This window comes from Sphingomonas koreensis, assembly GCF_002797435.1.
Taxonomy (GTDB): domain Bacteria; phylum Pseudomonadota; class Alphaproteobacteria; order Sphingomonadales; family Sphingomonadaceae; genus Sphingomonas; species Sphingomonas koreensis.
Window position 1 is genome coordinate 3021545 of sequence record NZ_PGEN01000001.1, and the last position, 18367, is coordinate 3039911.

Sequence of the window (18367 nt, forward strand, 5' to 3'; positions counted from 1 at the left end):
CGATGAAAGTCCGCCAAAATCTCTACATCGATCTTGACCTCAGCAATGCGCTCGACGCGCTGGTGATCCGGCGCGGCGGCAACAAGTCGCGCATCGTCAACGAGGCTCTCAAGACCTGGCTGGCGCGGGGCGCGAGCAAGGAGGTCGATGATCTCCTGAAGGTCCGGCTCGATCGCATCTCGCGTGAGGTCGGTGCAAGCCGACGCGACATCGAGGTGGTGCTGGAAGCGCTGGCCCTTTTCGTTCGCTACCAGCTGACCGTCACGGCGCCGTTGCCCGAGGCCGATGCTGCTGCGCTGGCGGTCGGTAATCAGCGTTTCGAGCGCTTCATTGCCCAGCTTGGTCGCCAGATCGCCGGTGGCAAGCGCACACTCGATACCAGCGACATGGCGGAGGCGCGGTCATGAGCGAACTGCTCTCGGCCGAGCGCCGCCGTGCCATGCTCCGCACCGCGATGGGACCGGCGATCACCGGCGCGCTCGCGGATCCCGCGGTCATCGAGATCATGGTCAATCCCGACGGGCTGCTCCGGCTCGACCGGCTCGGCGAGGGCCGCGTCGATACCGGTATCCGCTATGACCCCGCCCAGATCGAACGGATCATCCGGTTGGTCGCGAGCCATGCCCGCACCGAGGCTAATGCGGTATCGCCGATCATATCGGCCGAATTGCCGCCGCATGGCGACGGAGCAGGAGAGCGGTTCGAGGGGGTGTTGCCCCCCGTCAGTCTCGCGCCCTGTTTCTCGATCCGGAAGCCCGCGGCACGCATCTACACGCTGCTCGACTATGTGACTGACGGCATCATGCCCGCTGAAACCGCGCGGTTGCTGTCGCTGGCCGTGGTCGAACGCCGGAACATCCTGGTCGCCGGCGGCACAAGCTCGGGCAAGACGACGCTCGCCAATGCCTTGCTTGCCGAGATGGCGCATCTCGATGAGCGCGTGCTGATCATTGAAGACACGCGCGAGCTGCAATGCGCCGCGCCCGATGTCGTTGCGCTGAGGACCCGATCCGGCAGCGTCAGCATGGCCGATCTCGTGCGCTCGACGCTGCGCCTCCGCCCCGATCGCATCGTCGTCGGCGAAGTCCGGGGCAGGGAAGCCCTCGACATGCTCAAGGCCTGGAACACCGGCCACCCCGGCGGCATCGCCACGGTTCACGCGAACAGCGCCGTCTCCGCGCTCTATCGGCTCGAGCAGCTGGTGCAGGAAAGCGTGATCACTGTGCCGCGTCGGCTGATCGCCGAAGCGATCGACATGGTCGTGTTCATCTCAGGGCGAGGGCTCGCCCGCCGCGTCGACACCGTCGCGCGTGTCGCGGGCCTCGACCCGGACGGAAACTACGCGGTCCTCGACCTCACCCCCGATCCCACCAGTCATTGCGAAGGAGAATAGCCATGCGTCTGTCCCGCATCTCTCAAACCAGCAACATCGTCACCGTCGCGGCCGTCGCCGCGCTCGGTCTCGCTATCGCAACAACCGCGCAGGCGGCGGGCTCGGGTATGCCCTGGGAAGAACCGCTCCAGCAGGTGCTGGAGTCGGTGCAGGGACCGGTCGCCAAGATCGTCGCGGTGATCATCATCATCGTAACCGGTCTGACCCTGGCGTTCGGCGAGACCGCGGGCGGGTTCCGCCGGTTGATCCAGATCGTCTTCGGTCTCTCGATCGCCTTTGCCGCGTCGAGCTTCTTCCTGAGCTTCTTCAGCTTCGGTGGCGGGGTGCTGATCTCGTGATCGGCACCGGGCAGCATATCGACGGCTTCGAGGCGCCGATGCACCGGGCGCTGGCCGAGCCGATCCTGCTTGGCGGAGCGCCGCGCGCGATCGCGATCGTCAATGGTACGCTCGCGGCGGCGCTCGGGCTCGGCCTCCAGCAATGGATCGCGGGCCTCATCATCTGGGCGTTCGGGCACACGCTCGCTGTGTTCGCGGCGAAGCGCGATCCCGATTTCGCGCCGGTACTCGCCCGCCACCTTCGTCAGAAGGGGCGGTTGTCATGCTGAACCTTCGCGAATATCGCAGCCGCGCCGACCGGCTTGCCGATCATCTACCCTGGGCAGCGCTGGTGGCGCGCGGCGTCGTCCTCAACAAGGACGGCAGCTTCATGCGCGTGCTCGCTTTCCGCGGGCCAGACCTCGAATCCGCGACCGAGGCCGAACTGGTCGGGGCGTGCGCGCGCGCGAACAATGCCCTCAAGCGCTTCGGCTCGGGCTGGGTGCTGCATTTCGAAGCCGAGCGACGCGAAGCGCTGGGTTATCCGGCCAGTCATTTCCCCGAAGCGGCTTCCTGGCTTGTCGAGGAAGAACGCCGCGCCGCGTTCGAGAGTGCGGGAGCGCATTTCGAGAGCTGCTATCATCTGACACTGAGTTTCCTGCCTTCGCCCGATCAAGCGGACATGGCGGGCCGCGCGCTGGTCGAGCGCAGCGACGAGGTGAAAGGGCGCGACTGGCGCCAGGCCTTGGCGGCCTTCATCGCGGAAACCGATCGCGCTCTTGATCTGTTCAGCGGCTTCATGCCCGAGGTCCGCGCGCTCGACGATGCCGAGACGCTGACCTTCCTGCACGGCACGATCTCGACGCGGCGCCATCCGGTCACCGTCCCCGAAACCCCGATGTATCTGGATGGCGTGCTCACGGACACGCCGCTGACCGGCGGTCTCGAGCCCATGCTTGGCGCCGAGCATCTGCGCACCCTCACCATCCTGGGTTTCCCGAACCTCAGCCGTCCCGGTATTCTCGACGCGCTCAACCATGAGGGCTTCAGCTATCGCTGGGTCACCCGCTTCATCGCGCTCGACAAGACCGACGCGATCCGGACGCTGACGAAGCTGCGTCGGCAATGGTTCAACAAGCGCAAGTCGATCACGGCGCTCCTGCGCGAGGTCATCTACAACCAGCCCGTCCAGCTCCTCGACAGTGATGCCGACAACAAGGTGGTCGACGCCGACCTCGCCCTGCAGGCACTCGGCGCCGACCATGTCGCGTTTGGATATCTGACAACGACGATCACCGTCGCCGACGACGATCGTGCTCGCGTCGAGGAGAAGGTTCGTGCGGTCGAGCGGATCGTCAATGGGCTCGGCTTCGCCTGCATCCGTGAGAGCATCAATGCGGTCGAAGCCTGGCTGTCGAGCCTGCCGGGCCATGCCTATGCCAATGTCCGCCAGCCGCTCGTCCATACGCTGAACCTTGCCCATCTCATGCCGCTGTCGTCGGTCTGGGCCGGGCCGGCGCGAAACACGCATTTGGGCGGTCCGTCGCTGCTCTATGCCGAGACCAGTGGTTCGACACCGTTCCGGCTTTCGACCCATGTCGGCGACGTCGGCCATATGCTGATCGTTGGCCCGACAGGGGCGGGGAAGTCGGTGCTACTCGCACTGCTTGCGCTCCAGTTCCGGCGCTATCCCGACAGTCAGGTCTATATCTTCGACAAGGGATTCTCGGCGCGTGCCGCCGTTCTCGCGATGGGCGGCGCACACCATGCGCTCGGCCTTGGCAGCGAGGATGGCGAAGGGGGCAGGGCCATCGCCTTTCAGCCCTTGCGGCATATCGACAGGGCCGACGAGCGTGCCTGGGCGGCGGAATGGATCGGCGCGTTGCTCGCCCACGAAAAAGTGCTCGTCACGCCCGAGATCAAGGAAACAATCTGGTCGGCCCTGACGAACCTCGCGACCGCGCCGGTCGAGGAACGCACACTCACCGGCCTGTCGCTGCTGCTCCAGTCGGCACCACTACGCTCCGCGCTGGCGCCCTATACCTTGGAAGGGCCGTTCGGCCGCCTGCTCGACGCGGCGGAAGACGACCTCGCCATCGCCGATGTCCAGTGTTTCGAGACCGAAGCGCTGATGGGGCAGGCGGGCGTGGTCGCGCCGGTCCTGACCTATCTGTTCCATCGGCTCGAGGCGCGCTTCACGGGGCGGCCGACGCTGCTCATCCTCGATGAAGCCTGGGTGTTTCTTGATCACCCGTTGTTCGCGGCACGCATCCGCGAATGGCTGAAGGTGCTGCGCAAACGCAATGTCGCCGTGGTGTTCGCGACGCAAAGCCTTGCCGACATTGCCGATTCGACGATCGCGCCCGCGATCATCGAGAGCTGCCCGCAGCGGATATTGCTCCCGAACGACCGTGCGATCGAGCCGCAGAGCCAGGCCGCCTATGTCCGGTTCGGACTGAACGCGCGGCAGATCGAACTGGTCAGCCGGGCGACGCCCAAGCGGCATTATTATCTCCAGTCGACCCGCGGCAATCGCCTGTTCGAGCTGGGCCTCGGCCCGATCGCCCTGGCGCTGTGCGGCGCGTCCGATCCTGAAACCCAGAAAACCATCGATGCGCTGCTTGCCGAGCATGGCGCCGCGAATTTCGCCGCGCGCTTCCTCACGAATGCCGGCCACGCTTGGGCCGCATCGCTGCTCGCCGATTTTCCCGATCCCTCAGTCCCCGAAGGAGAAGCCCAATGAAGAAATATGTGATCGCCGCCCTGCTTGGAACGGGAGCAGTCGGTTCGCTGACCGCAGGCGTCATGACGAGTATGCCGGCGTCCGCGCAGCTCAGTGTCTTCGACCCGTCGAACTACTCGCAGAACCTGCTCACCGCCGCGCGAACGCTCCAGCAGATCAATAACCAGATCCAAAGCCTCCAGAACGAAGCGCGGATGCTCATCAACCAGGGCAAGAACCTGACCCGCATCGACTTCCCGCAGCTCGACCAGCTCCGCCAGAAGCTCGCCGAGATCGATCGGCTGATGGGGCAGGCGCAGGGGATCGACTTCAGCGTCGACCAGCTCGACGAGCGGTTCCGCCAACTCTTTCCCGACAGTTTCGATCAGGTCTTGGGCCGCGTCGCCTCCGCCAAGGAGCGACTCGACACTGAAATGGCCGCGTTCCGGCAGACGATGACCGTTCAGAGCGGCATCGTCGAAAATGTTCGCGATGACGCCCAGACCCTGAAGGCGATCGTCGACAGGAGCCAGGGCGCCGAGGGATCCTTGCAGGTCAGCCAGGCGACCAACCAGCTTCTCGCGCTGACCGCCAAGCAGCAGTTCCAGATCCAGACGCTGATGGCCGCGCAGTTCCGCAGCGAGTCGCTCGAGGCCGCCAAGCGTGGTCAGGCCGAGCGCGAGGCGCGGGAGCGGACCAACCGCTTCCTTGGCGACGGCAAGGCTTACACGCCGCGGCAATGAGTTGGGCGGCGCTGGTCTTCGCCCCCAGCCAGCGCCGTTCCGTCGCGGGGGCCAGGTGGCTCGCCCCCTCGTCTCTGGTCCCCGCGACACCTTTCGAGGCTTCACGCAGGAATCCACGCATATGGACGACCTCAACGTCATCGATCAGTTCATGGATGCGTTCGTTCGCTACATCGACAGCGGCTTCGGGCTGCTGGGTGGCGATGTCGGCTTCCTGACCACGATCCTGATCGGCATCGACATTACGCTTGCCGGCCTGTTCTGGGCGTTGGGCGGCGAAGACGACGTGATTGCCAAGTTCCTCAAGAAGATCCTCTATGTCGGCGTCTTCGCGCTCATACTGAACAGCTTCTCGACGCTTTCCGACATCATCTTCCGCAGCTTCGCCGGCCTTGGACTGACCGCTGGCGGAAGCGCGATCAGCGCCGAGGACCTGCTGATGCCGGGCCGACTTGCGGGAACCGGGTTCGAAGCGGCCTGGCCGCTGCTCGAACAGGCCAAGGAACTGGTCGGGCCGGTCGGCTTCTTCGAGAATTTCATCGAGATCGCGGTGCTGGTGATCGCCTGGATTGTCGTCATCGCGGCCTTCTTCATCCTCGCGATCCAGCTCTTCATCACCATCCTCGAGTTCAAGCTGACGAGCCTCGCCGGCTTCGTGCTGGTCCCGTTCGCACTATGGAACCGCACCGCTTTCCTCGCCGAACGCGTGCTCGGCAATGTCGTGAGCTCCGGCATCAAGGTCATGGTGCTCGCCGTCATCGTCGGCATCGGCTCGAACTATTTCGCTGACTTCACCAACGCGATCACGGGTGACACGGTGTCGATCGAGCAGGCGGTCTCGCTGATGCTCGCGAGCCTCGCGATCTTCGGGTTGGCGATCTTCGGCCCCAGCATCGCCTCCGGCCTGGTTGCTGGCGCGCCGCAATTGGGCGCGGGATCGGCGATCGCCACGACTGCGCTGGCTGCGGGCGGCATCGCAATGGGCGGCGCTGGCGCCGTTGGCGCGGCGCGCGGCATTGCCGGTGCGGGCCTTGGCGCGATCCGGGCCGGCACGACGATGGGGAGCGCCGCATCGACCGCCTACAAGCTCGGGCAGGAAACATCCGGCCAGTCGAGTGTCGGCGCTGGCCTTGGCGGCATGGCGAGCGCCGCCAAGGGAGCCGCCGGCGACAGGCTTCGAAACGCCTTTGGCCTCCGTGCCGCCGCCGAACGTGGCCAGCAGGCTGCCTGGACGGCCGGAAGCGGCGCTGCCGCCAGCGGTGGCGGCGCCGACACTGCCGGATCCATGCCGGCTTGGGCGCAGAAGCTCCAGTCCACGCAAGCCTCCCGTCACCGTCGTCAGATGGCGGTCCACACCATTCAGGGCGGCGATCGCGGCGGCGGGGGCATCACTCCAGACATCCGGGAAAGGGATTAGATCATGCGATTCAAGCGTACCGTCGAGCGATATGGGCGAACGCCCGAACCGGAAACACCCTATCAGCGTGCCGGGCAGCTTTGGGACGAGCGGATCGGCTCTGCCCGCGTGCAGGCCAGGAACTGGCGCCTGATGGCGTTCGGCGGGCTGTTCCTCACCACTGGCCTCTCGGCCGCATTGGTCTGGCAGTCGATGCAGAGCCGTGTCGTGCCCTATGTGGTCGAGGTCGATCGCCTGGGTGAAGCGCGCAGTGTCGCGCCCGCCGCGGTCGACTATCGGCCGACAGATCCCCAGATCGCCTGGCACCTTGGGCGGTTCGTCACCAATCTCCGGTCCCGCTCGCTCGATCCGGTGCTGATGCGCGAGAATTGGCTTTCGGCCTATGATTTCGCGACCGAGCGCGGGGCGCTTTTCCTCGGCGAATATGCCCGGACCGCCAATCCATTCGCGGAGGTCGGCCGTAAGACCGTGTCGGTGCAGGTCACGAGCGTAGTGCGCGCGTCGGACACCAGCTTTCAGGTCAAATGGACCGAGAGCGCCTATGAGCGCGGCAGCCTCGCTGGCACGTCCCGCTGGACCGCGATGCTGACCGTGAAGGTGCAGTCGCCGCGCTCCGCCGACGTCCTGCGCAAGAACCCGCTTGGCCTCTATGTCGATGCGATCGACTGGAGCCGCGAGCTGGAAGCGCCCGCCGAGCGTGCGCCTTTCTCACAGCCAATCCCATCGCCGGCGGAAACCCCAGCTACGGCACCGCCCGCCGGCCTCCCTCTCGGCTCGCCTCTCGATCCGAACCTCTCGCAGCCAGCAGCCGCGCCGTCCCCTGAAAGGAACGCCCGATGATCCGTGCCATCCTCCTGTCGGCGAGCATGACCGTGCTCGCCACGCCCACCGCCGTGCACGCGCGTGAGACCGTATCGTCGGTCGGTCGTGTGACAGCTGCGAACCGGGCTGCGTTGCGTGAGCCGTCGCGCGACGGCTACATCAATGCCGTTCAGGTCTATCCCTATTCGGAAGGAGCGCTCTACCGGCTCTATGCCGCGCCTGAGCGCGTGACAGACATCATGTTGCAGGCCGGCGAGACGATCGTCTCGGTGGCGGCCGGCGATACGGTACGCTGGACAGTCGGCGACACGACCAGCGGAAGCGGCGAGGGCAAGCGTGCCCATATCCTGGTGAAGCCGTTCGCGGCCGGATTGAGCACGAATCTGGTCATCACCACCGACCGGCGAGCCTATCACCTTCATCTTCAGAGCACCGCCGCGAGCGCGATGGCAGCATTGTCCTGGAGCTATCCGCAAGATGAACTCATCGCGATCCGCCGGCGCGAGGCTGAGGCCAGGGCGGCGGCGCCCATTGCGTCGGGCGTGACGGTTGAAAGCCTCAACTTCAGCTATTCGATCGGGGGAGACAGCCCCGCCTGGCGGCCGATCCGTGCGTTCGATGATGGGCGGCAAACCTATATCGAATTCAGCCCGGGTATCGCGGTTGGCGAGGCGCCGCCGCTGTTCGTCATCGGCGACGATGGCGAAGCCCAGCTCGTCAACTATCGCGTCGCCGGACGCTATTATGTCGTTGATCGCCTGTTTGGCGCGGCCGAGCTACGCCTCGGTGGCAAGAAGCAGAAGGTCGTCCGGATCGAGCGCACGTCCGAGCGCCGGGCGCGTCGTGAGGCGGGGAGGGTGTCGTGACCGATGCGCTCGCTCCACCAGATACCAGGATGCCGAAGGCCGATCCTGAAACGCTGGTCCTGCGGGCATCGCCCGGACGGGTGACCCGTTTTCGGCGTGGCGCGATCGTCGCCATCGCAGCGGCGGGTTCGACCGCCATTGCCGGTGTCGCATGGCTTGCCCTGAAGCCGGCGACACTGAGCCTGATCGCGCCGGGTGAGGACAAGCAGATAGGCACGAAAGCGCCACCTGACGCGCTCGCTGGCGCGCCGGCGGGTTATGGTGACGTACCGAAGCTCGGCCCGCCGCTTCCCGGCGATCTCGGGCGGCCGATTCTCGAGCGCCAGAGGCAGCTCGGCGGACCGCTCCCGGCCGATCCCAACGCGGACGGGCCCTCCAAGGCGGCGCAAGACGCCGAGGCCGAGCGTCAGCGCGTGGCTGCCGAGCGCCGCACGGCGCGTGAATCCGGCGTCATGCTGCAGCTCGCTGGTGGCCGCGCTACGCCGGCACCTGCAACGAGCGTTGCTGCCGACACACCGTCGGCGCCCGATGCGGCCAAGCCGTTCCTCGATCCCGATCGCGATCCCAATGCCCAGGCGCGCAAGAATGAGCTGGTCGGACGCGCGAACCGTGACGACGACACCAATCCCCATGCGCTGACCGCCGCGCCTTCGCCATACACCCTCAGTGCCGGCAGCCTGATCGCGGCAAGCCTCATCACCGGGCTGAATTCCGATCTTCCCGGGATCGTGACCGCGCAGGTGACCGAGAACGTCTATGACAGCGTGACCGGCAAGATCCTGCTTATCCCGCAAGGCTCGCGGCTGATCGGCAGCTACGATAGCGTCGTCGCATTCGGGCAGAGCCGCGCCTTGCTTGTCTGGCAGCGGATCATCCTGCCGGACGGCTCCTCGATCCGCATCGACAATGTGCCCGCGGCGGATACCCAGGGCTATGCGGGGCTATCCGACCGGATCGACCGCCACACCTGGCAGCTGCTGAAAGGCGTCGTGCTGTCGACGCTGCTGGGGCTCGGTACCGAACTCAGCTTCGGCAGTACCGAAAGCGACCTGGTCCGGGCCATTCGCGAATCAGCGCAGCAGAGTGGCGCAAGGGCAGGAGATCAGCTCGTCACGCGCAATCTCAACATCCAGCCGACTCTGCGTGTGCGGCCCGGCTGGCCGCTTCGGGTGGTCGTACACAAGGACATTGTGCTGCGACCTTGGCGGGGAGGGAAATAGATGCCTGAGATCAAGCTTGCCAGGCTGCCCGATCGCACACCGGTGAAGATCTCGATATGCCTTCCACCTACCCTGATGACGGCACTGAGCGATTATGCGGCCTTCTATGCGGATACCTATGGGGTGGCGGAACCCGTCGCCGAGTTGGTTCCAGCAATGCTCCAGGCCTTCCTGGAGGGCGACAGGACGTTCATGCGCGGTCAGGCCGCCAGGGAGCGAGGCAAGTGAGGAAGCTCCAGCGCAAACCCTCGGTGACTTTGGAACCTGTAGCTGGCGCCTTGCGGCCGCTTTGCGTGACCATCGAAGAGGCGGCGGGCCTGCTTTCGATCGGACGGACTCGAGTCTATCAGCTGATTACATCCGGTGAGATCGAGATGATCAAGATTGGCAAGAGCAGCCGTGTGACCACAGAGAGCCTAAGCTCATTTCTTGCGCGCGCGGCTGTTCGAAGCGCGAACTGAAGCTTTGGCCGAGCTCTGGCCGTGGAGATAATTCGCCCACGCGCTCATCAGCTTTCCGCGCTTCTCGAAGAAGTCAGTACGCCGATAGGCGGCCTCGACTTGATCAGGAATCCGGTGTGCGAGTGCTTTGTCTGCCACTTCTTTTGGAAAGCGTGTCCGCTCCGCCGCCCAATCGGTGAAGCTGCTTCGGAAGCCATGCACAGTGTAACTGCCGACGTTCAGCGCCTTGAGAAGCTTGGACAGTGTCATGTCGGAAAGAGGCTTCTTACCGCCGATCGAGAATACCAGCGCGTCATCGCCTCGTCGCGCGCGCCAGTATGTCTTGAGGAGGGCGACCGCGGGCGGGGACAATGGAACAGTATGTGCCACACGGGCCTTCATGCGTTCCGCTGGTATCGACCACACGCCCGCATCGAGATCGAACTCCGGCCACGTCGCGTTACGGATCTCGTTTGAACGGGCAGCCGTATAGATCAGGAGACGCAGCGCATCGCGGCTGACCGTGGGCTCACTGACCAGGCGATCGATCAGGCTGGGCGCCTCCGCATATGGCATCGCCTCGAAATGCTTGCCGCGATCCGTCTGTCTGGGCAGACCTTTGATCACTGTCCGAAGTGTGTGCAGGGCGGTGACAAACCAGGCCACTGGAGCGCCGGTGATTTGCTGAGCGCGGCGGTGTAAAAGCCGGCCATTGGATAAGGTTGCTCCTTTTGGAGCGGCCAGGGATGTTTGCCGTGGAGGTCTACGCAGCGGTTCGTCGTTTTGTGTTCGTGGAAGGGAACAGCCAACGGGAAGCGGCGAAAGTGTTCGGCCTGAGCCGTGAAACGATTTCGAAGATGTGCCGGTTTTCGCTGCCGCCGGGCTACACGCGCACGAAGCCCGTGGCGAAGCCGAAGCTGGGATCGTTGTTGCCGGTGATCGACCGGATCCTGGCGGAAGACCGGACGGCGCCGATGAAGCAGCGGCACACGGCCAAGCGGATTTTCGAGCGCCTGCGCGACGAGCATGGCTACGGTGGCGGCTACACGGTGGTGAAGGATTATGTCCGGCAATGCCGGGCGCGCGGCCGCGAGACGTTCGTACCGCTGGCGCATCCACCGGGCCACGCGCAGGTGGATTTTGGCGAGGCGGTGGGCGTGATCGGCGGCGTCCGGCAGAAGGTGCATTTCTTCTGCATGGACCTGCCACAATCGGACGCCTGCTTCGTGAAGGCCTATCCGGCGGAGACGACCGAGGCGTTTCTCGACGGGCACGTGTCGGCGTTCGCTTTCTTCGGCGCTGTGCCGCGCTCGATCCTGTACGATAATACCACGATCGCGGTCGCGAAGATTTGCGGCGACGGTAAGCGCGAGCGCACCCGTGCGTTTACCGGTCTGGTCAGCCATTACCTGTTCACGGATCGCTTCGGTCGCCCCGGCAAGGGCAACGACAAGGGGAAAGTCGAAGGGCTGGTGAAGCACGCCCGAACGCACTTCATGGTGCCGATCCCGCACGCGGCGAGCTACGATGCCTTCAATGCCGAACTGGAACGCCGCTGCCGCGCCCGGCAGGAAGAGCGGGCTGGGCGGCACAGCCAGACGATCGGCGAACGGCTCGTGGCCGATCTCGCGGCAATGTGTCCTGTGCCGGTCGGGACGTTCGAGCCGTGTGAAACCAGGGCTGCGCGCGTCTCCTCGACCGCGCTGGTGCGCTACCGGACCAACGACTACTCGGTTCCGACCCGCTACGGCTTCCAGGACGTGGTGGTGAAGGGCTTCGTCGATCAGGTCGTCATCTTGTGCGGCGGCGAGGAGATCGCCCGCCATCCGCGCTGCTATGGCGAAGCCATGTTCGTGGCGAACCCACTGCATTACCTGGCGCTGATCGAGAGCAAGCCTGGAGCCCTTGACCAGGCCGCCGCACTTCAGGGCTGGGATCTGCCCGAGGTGTTCCAGCATCTGCGCCATCTTCTGGAGGCGCGGATGGGCAACAAGGGCAAGCGCGAGTTCATCCAGGTGCTGCGCCTTCTGGAAGCGCTCCCGATGGAGGTGGTCACCTTCGCGGTGAACGAGGCGATCCATATCGGTGCGATCGGCTTCGATGCGATCAAGCAGATCGCGCTTGCGCGCATCGAGCGTCGGCCTGCCCGGCTCGATCTAACCGCCTATCCGCACCTGCCCAGGATGGAGGTGAAGACGACGCGCGCCGCCGACTACGCCGCTCTCCTGCCGGAGCTGGCGGCATGAGCCGGGCGGCGGACGACAAGATGCCGCCCGGTACGACGGCGGGCACGCCGCAGGTTCTGCTGGCGCATCACCTCAAGCAGCTCAAGCTGCCCACGGTCCTGCGCGAGTATGAGAAGCTGGCCCGGGAATGTGCGCGCGATGGCGTTGATCACACCCGCTACCTGCTGCGTCTCATCGAACTGGAGCTGATCGACCGGGAGCGCCGCACGGTCGAGCGCCGGATCCGTGCTGCCCGGTTCCCGGCGGTGAAGAGCCTCGATACCTTCGACTTCACGGCCATCCCCAGCCTCAACAAGATGCTCGTGCTGGAACTGGCACGCTGCGAGTACATCTTGCGCCGGGAAAACATCATCGCGCTTGGCAACAGTGGCACGGGCAAAACGCACGCCGCGCTCGCCCTGGGACTGGCCGCCTGCCAGAAGGGCTTCACGGTCGCGTTCACCACCGCCGCAGCGCTGGTGAACCAGTTGCTGGAAGCCCGCGACGAAAAGCGGCTGCTCAAGATGCAACGCGAGCTTGCCGCCGTGAAGCTGCTGATCGTCGATGAACTGGGCTACGTTCCGCTCTCCCCCACGGGCGCGGAACTGTTGTTCGAGACCTTCTCACAGCGTTACGAGCGCGGATCGACCATCGTCACCTCCAACCTGCCGTTCGAGGACTGGACGCAGGTCCTCGGGTCCGAGCGGCTCACCGGAGCGCTGCTCGACAGGCTCACTCACCACGTCAGCATCCTGACCATGAACGGCGACAGCTACCGCCTGAAGCAATCCGCCCACCGTCGCCGCGCTGCCAGGGCGGAGCAAAACCAGGCCACCCCCGCCGACTGACCCGCCGCAAAACGGCAAATATGCAAAGGGCCCCGATCGGGGCCCTTTGCATATAGTCCGCGTTCATCCTCAATGGCCTGCTTTTACTCCGCCATGCTGGCCTGAAATCCGACCGCCGTTGACACCATCCCTCGATATGGGCGAAATCAAGGACGGAGGAGATACGCTGAAGAATTCGGCGAGCTGTCTCCGGAATCTTCAGCCATATCGGTTCCAGCGCTCCACGGACCATCGCGCTGTCCACCGTGTCGATCGGCTTCCTCCCGATGAGCGGAAATATGTGGTTCTCAAGACTCGAAATCCAGTTTTTCTTTCGTCGATCATCCCAGCCTTCGGACAGGGTTTCATAGCACTTTCTTGCTGCTTGATCGAATGTTGGAATGGGCTGTGTTTTGGAAGTTGTATTGCGCTTCGTCTCGCGCCCGATCGACTCAATACCTTTCTTGATATCGGCACGAAGAGCGGCGGCAGCGGCTCGCGCTTCGGCAAGCGTAACCCAGTCCGTGGACCCAAGTCCGAAGTCTCGTCGGCGCCCATTGTGCTGGATACGGAGCATCCAGCTTTTCGCCCCAGTCGGCGTGACGCGAAGCAGCAAGCCCTTGCCGTCACAATAAGTTCCTGGCTTCGCCTTGGCGATGCGGAGTGCAGTCAGTGCCATTGTCGGCTCGTGCGCTGGTCAAATTCCGATCCCGATCCTGCCCAATGTTCGACCCCACGAAATGAGGCGAATTTGCGCGTTCGGTTGCGAACGCAGGCAACCACGCACGATACGTAACGTCAATAAAAAATTATAGAAATGGACAATGATGAACAGTAATGAACAAGTATCGTATAGTCCTCAGCTCCACCAACCTTTCCGCAAACCATCGCTAATAATCTGTGGCGAACGATCGCATCGAGCGTGCTGGATTTGCTCCTGGCAGCGCCGCAGCCGAAGCATGTGGTCGAGGTCTTCGGCAAGTCGGCGTTCAAGGATTTCGCCGCATCGCCAATGCGAGTCGCTCAGTTCCTGAACACGATCGTCTGTCTCCCGTTCATTGCCGCCTATCGGTGGCGCTTTCGACCGGCTGATGGATGATCGGCCCCTCATCGAGTGCGGCTGAGGCATGGTGCGCCGTCACGCCGATCAGCTTCACGCCTTGAGCGTGGGCCTGGTGACCCTGCTCGTGGAACGTCGGATATCGAGGGGGCTGCCTTCTCCACCCCGAGAGACGGGCAAGATGGCCATCCCGTCACATTACCATATAAAGATATCTTTATATCTATATTGACAGGAAGCTCGCGATCGTGTTGAAAAGGGCTTGTCGAGGTTCCCCGCCTCAGGCGTGACGGCGGGGCTAAGACGGGAAGCCGGTGGTGTCCTTTCAGGGCAGAGTCCGGCGCTGCCCCCGCAACTGTAAGCGGCGAGTGGTGGTTCCATTTCGTGTCACTGAGCTTCCGCAAGAGGCTCGGGAAGGCCGGAGCCGCTGCGATGACCCGTAAGCCAGGAGACCTGCCTTCGGCGCCATAACGTTCCTCGGACGGGGGTTCCTCCGGTGGATCGCGCTTGACGCGAGGTCCGTGGCTTAAGCGCCGTCCGGGCTGTCTATCTTGCGCGCTCTTCCTTTGACCCTCCGCCCGGCAAAATCAGGTGGTCGGTCATGAGCAAGAGCGCATTCACATTCTCGATAAAGAGCATCGCCTTCGACGAGGATTATCGTCCCGCGGACAACACGCGGATAACGACCAACTTCGCCAATCTGGCGCGGGGAGAAAGCCGCCAGGAGAATCTGCGCAACACGCTGCGGATGATCGACAACCGCTTCAATTCCCTCGCGCATTGGGACAATCCCAGGGGCGATCGCTATTCGGTCGAACTGAAGATCATCACCGCCGAGATGAGGATCGATTCGGACGGAGATGGCGACGTCTTCCCTTTGATCGAAATCCTTCAGACCACCATCATCGACAAGAAGACCGGCGAGCGTATCGACGGGATGGTCGGAAACAATTTCTCCTCCTACGTCCGCGACTATGATTTCAGCGTTGTCCTGCCGGATTACATGAAGAATCACCCGAATTCGGGGGCGCCGCGGGATTTCGGGAACCTTCACGGCAACCTGTTTAAGCACTTTCTGAATTCGAGTGCCTATCGGGACAATTTCAGCAAGCCGCCTGTTATCTGCCTGAGCGTGTCGAGCAGCAAGACCTATCATCGGACCACGAACGAGCACCCTGTTCTGGGTGTCGAATATCGCAATGACGAATTCTCCGCGACCGATGAGTATTTCGCCAAGATGGGCATGAAGGTGCGCTATTTCATGCCGCCGAACAGCGTTGCGCCTTATGCCTTCTACCATATCGGCGACCTGCTCGGCGACTATACCAGCCTTGAGCTCGTCAGCACCATCAGCGTGATGGAAACCTTCCAGAAGATCTACCGTCCGGAGATCTACAACGCCAATTCCGCGGCGGCGGAACATTATCAGCCGAGCCTGAAGTACCAGGACTATTCGCTGACCCGGATCGTCTACGACCGCGAAGAACGCAGCCGGCTCGCCGTCGAGCAGGGCAAGTTCGCCGAGGAGCGCTTCATCAAGCCCTATCAGGCCGTGCTCGAGCAATGGTCGGCCAGCTTCGCCGCCTGATCCGTCAAAATCACTAAGGTCATTCAATCCATGAATATAGTGTTGCCCACATCGACTGCCGGCAGCTTGCCCAAGCCCGCCTGGCTCGCGCAGCCCGAGACGCTCTGGTCGCCGTGGAAACTGGAAGGCGAAGAACTGGTCGCCGGCAAGCAGGATGCCTTGCGTCTGGCCGTGGAGGACCAGCGGCAGGCAGGCATTTCGATCGTCGGCGACGGCGAGCAGACGCGCCAGCATTTCGTCACGACGTTTATCGAGCATCTCAGCGGCGTCGATTTCGAGAAGCGCGAGACGGTCAGGATCCGTAATCGCTATGATGCGAGCGTGCCGACGGTGGTCGGCGCCGTTTCCCGTCCCAATCCGGTCTTCGTCGACGACGCGAAGTTTCTGCGCGCGCAGACCGATCAATCGATCAAATGGACGTTGCCGGGTCCGATGACGATGATCGATACGCTGTACGACGCGCACTATCGGAGCCGCGAGAAGCTGGCGTGGGAATTCGCCAGAATTCTCAACCAGGAAGCCAGAGAGCTCGAAGCTGCGGGGGTCGATATCATCCAGTTCGACGAGCCGGCGTTCAACGTGTTCTTCGACGAGGCGAACGACTGGGGAATCGCCACGCTGGAGAAGGCGGCCGAAGGGCTGACGTGCGAGACCGCCGTCCACATCTGCTACGGCTATGGCATCAAGGCCAATACCGACTGGAAGAAGACCTTGGGATCGGAATGGCGGCAGTACGAGCAAACCTTCCCCAATCTGCAGAAGTCGAAGATCGATATCGTCTCGCTGGAATGCCATCATTCCCATGTGCCGATGGACCTGATCGAGCTCATCCGGGGGAAGAAGGTGATGGTGGGCGCGATCGACGTGGCCTCCGACACCGTCGAGACGCCCGAGGAGGTCGCCGATACGCTGCGCAGGGCGCTTGCGTTCGTGGATGCCGACAAGCTCTACCCCTCGACCAATTGCGGGATGGCGCCGCTGTCGCGCAGCGTGGCGAGGGGCAAGTTGAACGCCCTGGGTGCGGGTGCGGCAATCGTTCGGCGAGAGCTTTCGGCCTGACCGGTCCGGTCGCATGCCCAACTTGTGGAGCCATTGATGAATGCTCTTCTGCGCCGGCTGCGGCTGGACCCCTATATCGTAGCGATCATGGCCATGGTGGCGGTGGCCGCCATCGTTCCCGCGAAGGGGGCGGGCAAGGACGTGCTCGATCAGGTGGTGCATGCCGCCATCGCCATCCTGTTCTTCCTCTACGGTGCCAGGATTTCGCCTCAGGCGATCTGGGCCGGCATGACGCACTGGCGCCTGCAAGGCCTGGTGTTCGCCACGACCTTCCTTGTCTTCCCGCTGGTCGGTCTCGGGATCGTGGCGCTGGCAGGCGGCTATCTCGACAGCGGCCTTGCGATCGGCCTGATGTTCCTGTGCCTCCTGCCCTCGACGGTGCAGTCGTCGATCGCCTTCACCTCGATCGCGCGCGGCAATGTCCCGGCCGCGATCTGCAGTGCCTCGGTCTCGAACCTTGCCGGCGTGGTGATCACGCCCTTGCTCGCAACCATGCTCCTGAGCGCCCATTCCGGGGGCATGTCGCTCGGCGCGGTGCGGGACATCGCGCTGCAGATCCTGCTTCCCTTCGTCGTCGGCCAGTTTGCTAGGCCATTCATCGGGAACTGGCTGAGCCGCCGGAAGACGCTGACGATGGTCTTTGACCGCGGATCGATCCTGCTGGTCGTCTATTCGGCGTTCAGCGCCGGCGTTGTCGCGGGAATCTGGAGCAAGGTGACCCCGCAGAGCCTGACGCTGGTCATCGTTCTGGATCTCGTGATCCTGGGCATCGTGCTGGTCTTCACGACCGCTGCCAGCCGCCTCCTGCGCTTTCCTGTCGAGGATGAGATCGCCATCGTGTTCTGCGGGTCGAAGAAAAGCATGGCGAGCGGTTTGCCGATGGCGAACATCATCTTTCCGGCGAGCACGGTTGGTCTGATCGTCCTCCCGCTCATGCTGTTCCACCAGATGCAGTTGATGGTCTGCGCGGCGCTTGCCCGGCGGTATGGCCAGCGGCCGGAAGAGGCCGCGCCGCCGGTCGCGGTGGTGGCGCGACCCGAGAATTGCCGGGCCGGTTGAACGCGGTAGTCGAGGATTCAAGCAAATGAACACTTTGAGCCCCATCAGCGACGATACCGAACTGCGCCGCCTCTTCGGCCGGTTCCCGACCGGCGTCACCGCTTTATGTGCCGTGGATCAGGGCAGGCCCCTGGGGATGACGGCGAGTGCCTTCGTGGCGATCTCGCTTAACCCTCCGCTGGTGTCGGTGTGCATCAAGCACGGCTCGGGAACCTGGCGGCAATTGCGCACCTGCGAGCGCGTCGGAATCTCATTCCTGGGCAATGGCCATGCCGCGACTGCGCGTCAGCTGGCCCAGAAGACCGGCGACCGCTTCCTGGGCCTGGACTATGAAGCGAGCGCTGCCGGCGCGCTTTTCCTTGCCAACGCGGCGGCCTGGCTGGAATGCGCGTTCGAGAAGGAAATCGCCGCCGGCGATCACGACATCGTCCTCTTCCGCCTCCACCGGGCAGCGGTCGCCGACGAAATCCAGCCGTTGGTCTTTCACTCCAGCGATTTTCATACCCTGGTGCCGATTGGTCAGCCGCCTCTTCAGATCGTGAGCGAGCAGCATTCTTGAGACGTTCGGCGAGCTCGGACGGGCTTGAACATCGCCTCGGCATCGCTGCT

At 63.8% G+C, this 18367-nt stretch carries 21 protein-coding genes, 1 pseudogene and 1 riboswitch; of the genes and pseudogenes, 19 read left to right on the plus strand and 3 right to left on the minus strand.

The window, feature by feature from the left end:
- Window positions 1–2: 2 nt before the first annotated feature.
- From BDW16_RS14380 to BDW16_RS21965, 12 genes are all read left to right on the plus strand, one after another.
- A complete protein-coding gene (locus BDW16_RS14380; RefSeq protein WP_066581919.1) occupies window positions 3–407 on the plus strand; it encodes a CopG family transcriptional regulator in 405 nt (134 codons plus the stop codon).
- Window positions 404–1393 (plus strand): P-type conjugative transfer ATPase TrbB, encoded by a 990-nt coding sequence (gene trbB, locus BDW16_RS14385; RefSeq protein WP_066581922.1) that lies wholly within the window; start codon window positions 404–406, stop codon window positions 1391–1393. The genes BDW16_RS14380 and trbB overlap by 4 nt, the downstream gene beginning before the upstream one ends.
- A 2-nt stretch (window positions 1394–1395) precedes the next feature.
- The gene (locus tag BDW16_RS14390) at window positions 1396–1731 is read left to right on the plus strand and encodes a TrbC/VirB2 family type IV secretion system protein (protein ID WP_066581927.1); all 336 of its coding nucleotides are present in this window, start codon (window positions 1396–1398) and stop codon (window positions 1729–1731) included.
- Complete coding sequence (locus tag BDW16_RS14395) at window positions 1728–2000, plus strand: VirB3 family type IV secretion system protein (protein WP_066581929.1); 273 nt, start codon at window positions 1728–1730, stop codon at window positions 1998–2000. Before BDW16_RS14390 ends, BDW16_RS14395 begins: the two co-directional genes overlap by 4 nt.
- Window positions 1994–4453, plus strand: a complete 2460-nt coding sequence (trbE, locus tag BDW16_RS14400; RefSeq protein WP_066581936.1) for a conjugal transfer protein TrbE — start codon at window positions 1994–1996, stop codon at window positions 4451–4453. Before BDW16_RS14395 ends, trbE begins: the two co-directional genes overlap by 7 nt.
- A complete protein-coding gene (gene trbJ, locus BDW16_RS14405) occupies window positions 4450–5175 on the plus strand; it encodes a P-type conjugative transfer protein TrbJ (protein ID WP_066581938.1) in 726 nt (241 codons plus the stop codon). The genes trbE and trbJ overlap by 4 nt, the downstream gene beginning before the upstream one ends.
- Before the next feature lie 121 nt (window positions 5176–5296).
- Window positions 5297–6592: a P-type conjugative transfer protein TrbL gene (gene trbL, locus BDW16_RS14410; RefSeq protein ID WP_066581940.1), complete on the plus strand. Its 1296-nt coding sequence runs from the start codon at window positions 5297–5299 to the stop codon at window positions 6590–6592.
- A gap of 3 nt (window positions 6593–6595) precedes the next feature.
- A complete protein-coding gene (trbF, locus tag BDW16_RS14415) occupies window positions 6596–7432 on the plus strand; it encodes a conjugal transfer protein TrbF (RefSeq protein ID WP_066581942.1) in 837 nt (278 codons plus the stop codon).
- On the plus strand, window positions 7429–8280 hold the full coding sequence (gene trbG / locus BDW16_RS14420) for a P-type conjugative transfer protein TrbG (protein ID WP_066581945.1): 852 nt from the start codon (window positions 7429–7431) through the stop codon (window positions 8278–8280). Before trbF ends, trbG begins: the two co-directional genes overlap by 4 nt.
- Entirely contained in the window at window positions 8277–9500 is a 1224-nt protein-coding gene (locus BDW16_RS14425) for a TraB/TrbI/VirB10 family type IV secretion system protein (protein ID WP_066581949.1), read from the plus strand. The genes trbG and BDW16_RS14425 overlap by 4 nt, the downstream gene beginning before the upstream one ends.
- Window positions 9501–9728, plus strand: coding sequence for a DUF2274 domain-containing protein (locus tag BDW16_RS14430; RefSeq protein WP_066581951.1), 228 nt, complete (start codon window positions 9501–9503; stop codon window positions 9726–9728).
- 65 nt (window positions 9729–9793) lie between these two features.
- Entirely contained in the window at window positions 9794–9961 is a 168-nt protein-coding gene (locus BDW16_RS21965) for a helix-turn-helix domain-containing protein (RefSeq protein ID WP_371836745.1), read from the plus strand.
- On the opposite strand, the gene BDW16_RS14440 is transcribed toward BDW16_RS21965, so the two are convergent.
- Window positions 9923–10606 (minus strand): tyrosine-type recombinase/integrase, encoded by a 684-nt coding sequence (locus tag BDW16_RS14440; protein ID WP_241910310.1) that lies wholly within the window; start codon window positions 10604–10606, stop codon window positions 9923–9925. The two genes, BDW16_RS21965 and BDW16_RS14440, sit on opposite strands and share 39 nt — an antisense overlap.
- 80 nt (window positions 10607–10686) lie before the next feature.
- On the opposite strand from BDW16_RS14440, the gene istA reads away from it, so the two are divergent.
- Window positions 10687–12186, plus strand: a complete 1500-nt coding sequence (gene istA, locus BDW16_RS14445) for an IS21 family transposase (protein WP_066582067.1) — start codon at window positions 10687–10689, stop codon at window positions 12184–12186.
- Window positions 12183–13013, plus strand: a complete 831-nt coding sequence (gene istB, locus BDW16_RS14450) for an IS21-like element helper ATPase IstB (RefSeq protein ID WP_174532086.1) — start codon at window positions 12183–12185, stop codon at window positions 13011–13013. The genes istA and istB overlap by 4 nt, the downstream gene beginning before the upstream one ends.
- On the opposite strand, the gene BDW16_RS21970 is transcribed toward istB, so the two are convergent.
- On the minus strand, window positions 12910–13671 hold the full coding sequence (locus tag BDW16_RS21970; RefSeq protein WP_100362776.1) for a tyrosine-type recombinase/integrase: 762 nt from the start codon (window positions 13669–13671) through the stop codon (window positions 12910–12912). The genes istB and BDW16_RS21970 overlap by 104 nt on opposite strands.
- 243 nt (window positions 13672–13914) lie before the next feature.
- Here BDW16_RS21970 and BDW16_RS21370 point away from each other — a divergent pair, with 243 nt between their 5' ends.
- The gene (locus BDW16_RS21370) at window positions 13915–14091 is read left to right on the plus strand and encodes a hypothetical protein (RefSeq protein WP_157081360.1); all 177 of its coding nucleotides are present in this window, start codon (window positions 13915–13917) and stop codon (window positions 14089–14091) included.
- Here the strand turns inward: BDW16_RS21370 and purU are convergent.
- A pseudogene (gene purU / locus BDW16_RS21685) lies at window positions 14063–14170 on the minus strand (formyltetrahydrofolate deformylase); the annotation flags it as partial. The gene BDW16_RS21370 and the pseudogene purU overlap by 29 nt on opposite strands.
- 133 nt (window positions 14171–14303) lie before the next feature.
- Window positions 14304–14527, plus strand: a riboswitch (cobalamin riboswitch).
- A 126-nt stretch (window positions 14528–14653) separates the two neighbouring features.
- Here purU and BDW16_RS14465 point away from each other — a divergent pair.
- The 4 genes from BDW16_RS14465 to BDW16_RS14480 are packed head-to-tail and all read left to right on the plus strand — an operon-like array spanning window position 14654 to window position 18317.
- Complete coding sequence (locus BDW16_RS14465; RefSeq protein ID WP_066572967.1) at window positions 14654–15640, plus strand: DUF1852 domain-containing protein; 987 nt, start codon at window positions 14654–14656, stop codon at window positions 15638–15640.
- A 39-nt stretch (window positions 15641–15679) separates the two neighbouring features.
- Window positions 15680–16699 carry a methionine synthase gene (locus tag BDW16_RS14470; protein ID WP_241230481.1) on the plus strand — a complete coding sequence of 340 codons (1020 nt, stop codon included), beginning with the start codon at window positions 15680–15682 and terminating at the stop codon, window positions 16697–16699.
- Window positions 16700–16735: 36 nt separating this feature from the next.
- Complete coding sequence (locus tag BDW16_RS14475; protein ID WP_066572972.1) at window positions 16736–17758, plus strand: bile acid:sodium symporter family protein; 1023 nt, start codon at window positions 16736–16738, stop codon at window positions 17756–17758.
- A 25-nt stretch (window positions 17759–17783) separates the two neighbouring features.
- On the plus strand, window positions 17784–18317 hold the full coding sequence (locus tag BDW16_RS14480) for a flavin reductase family protein (RefSeq protein WP_066572973.1): 534 nt from the start codon (window positions 17784–17786) through the stop codon (window positions 18315–18317).
- Window positions 18318–18367: the final 50 nt, after the last annotated feature.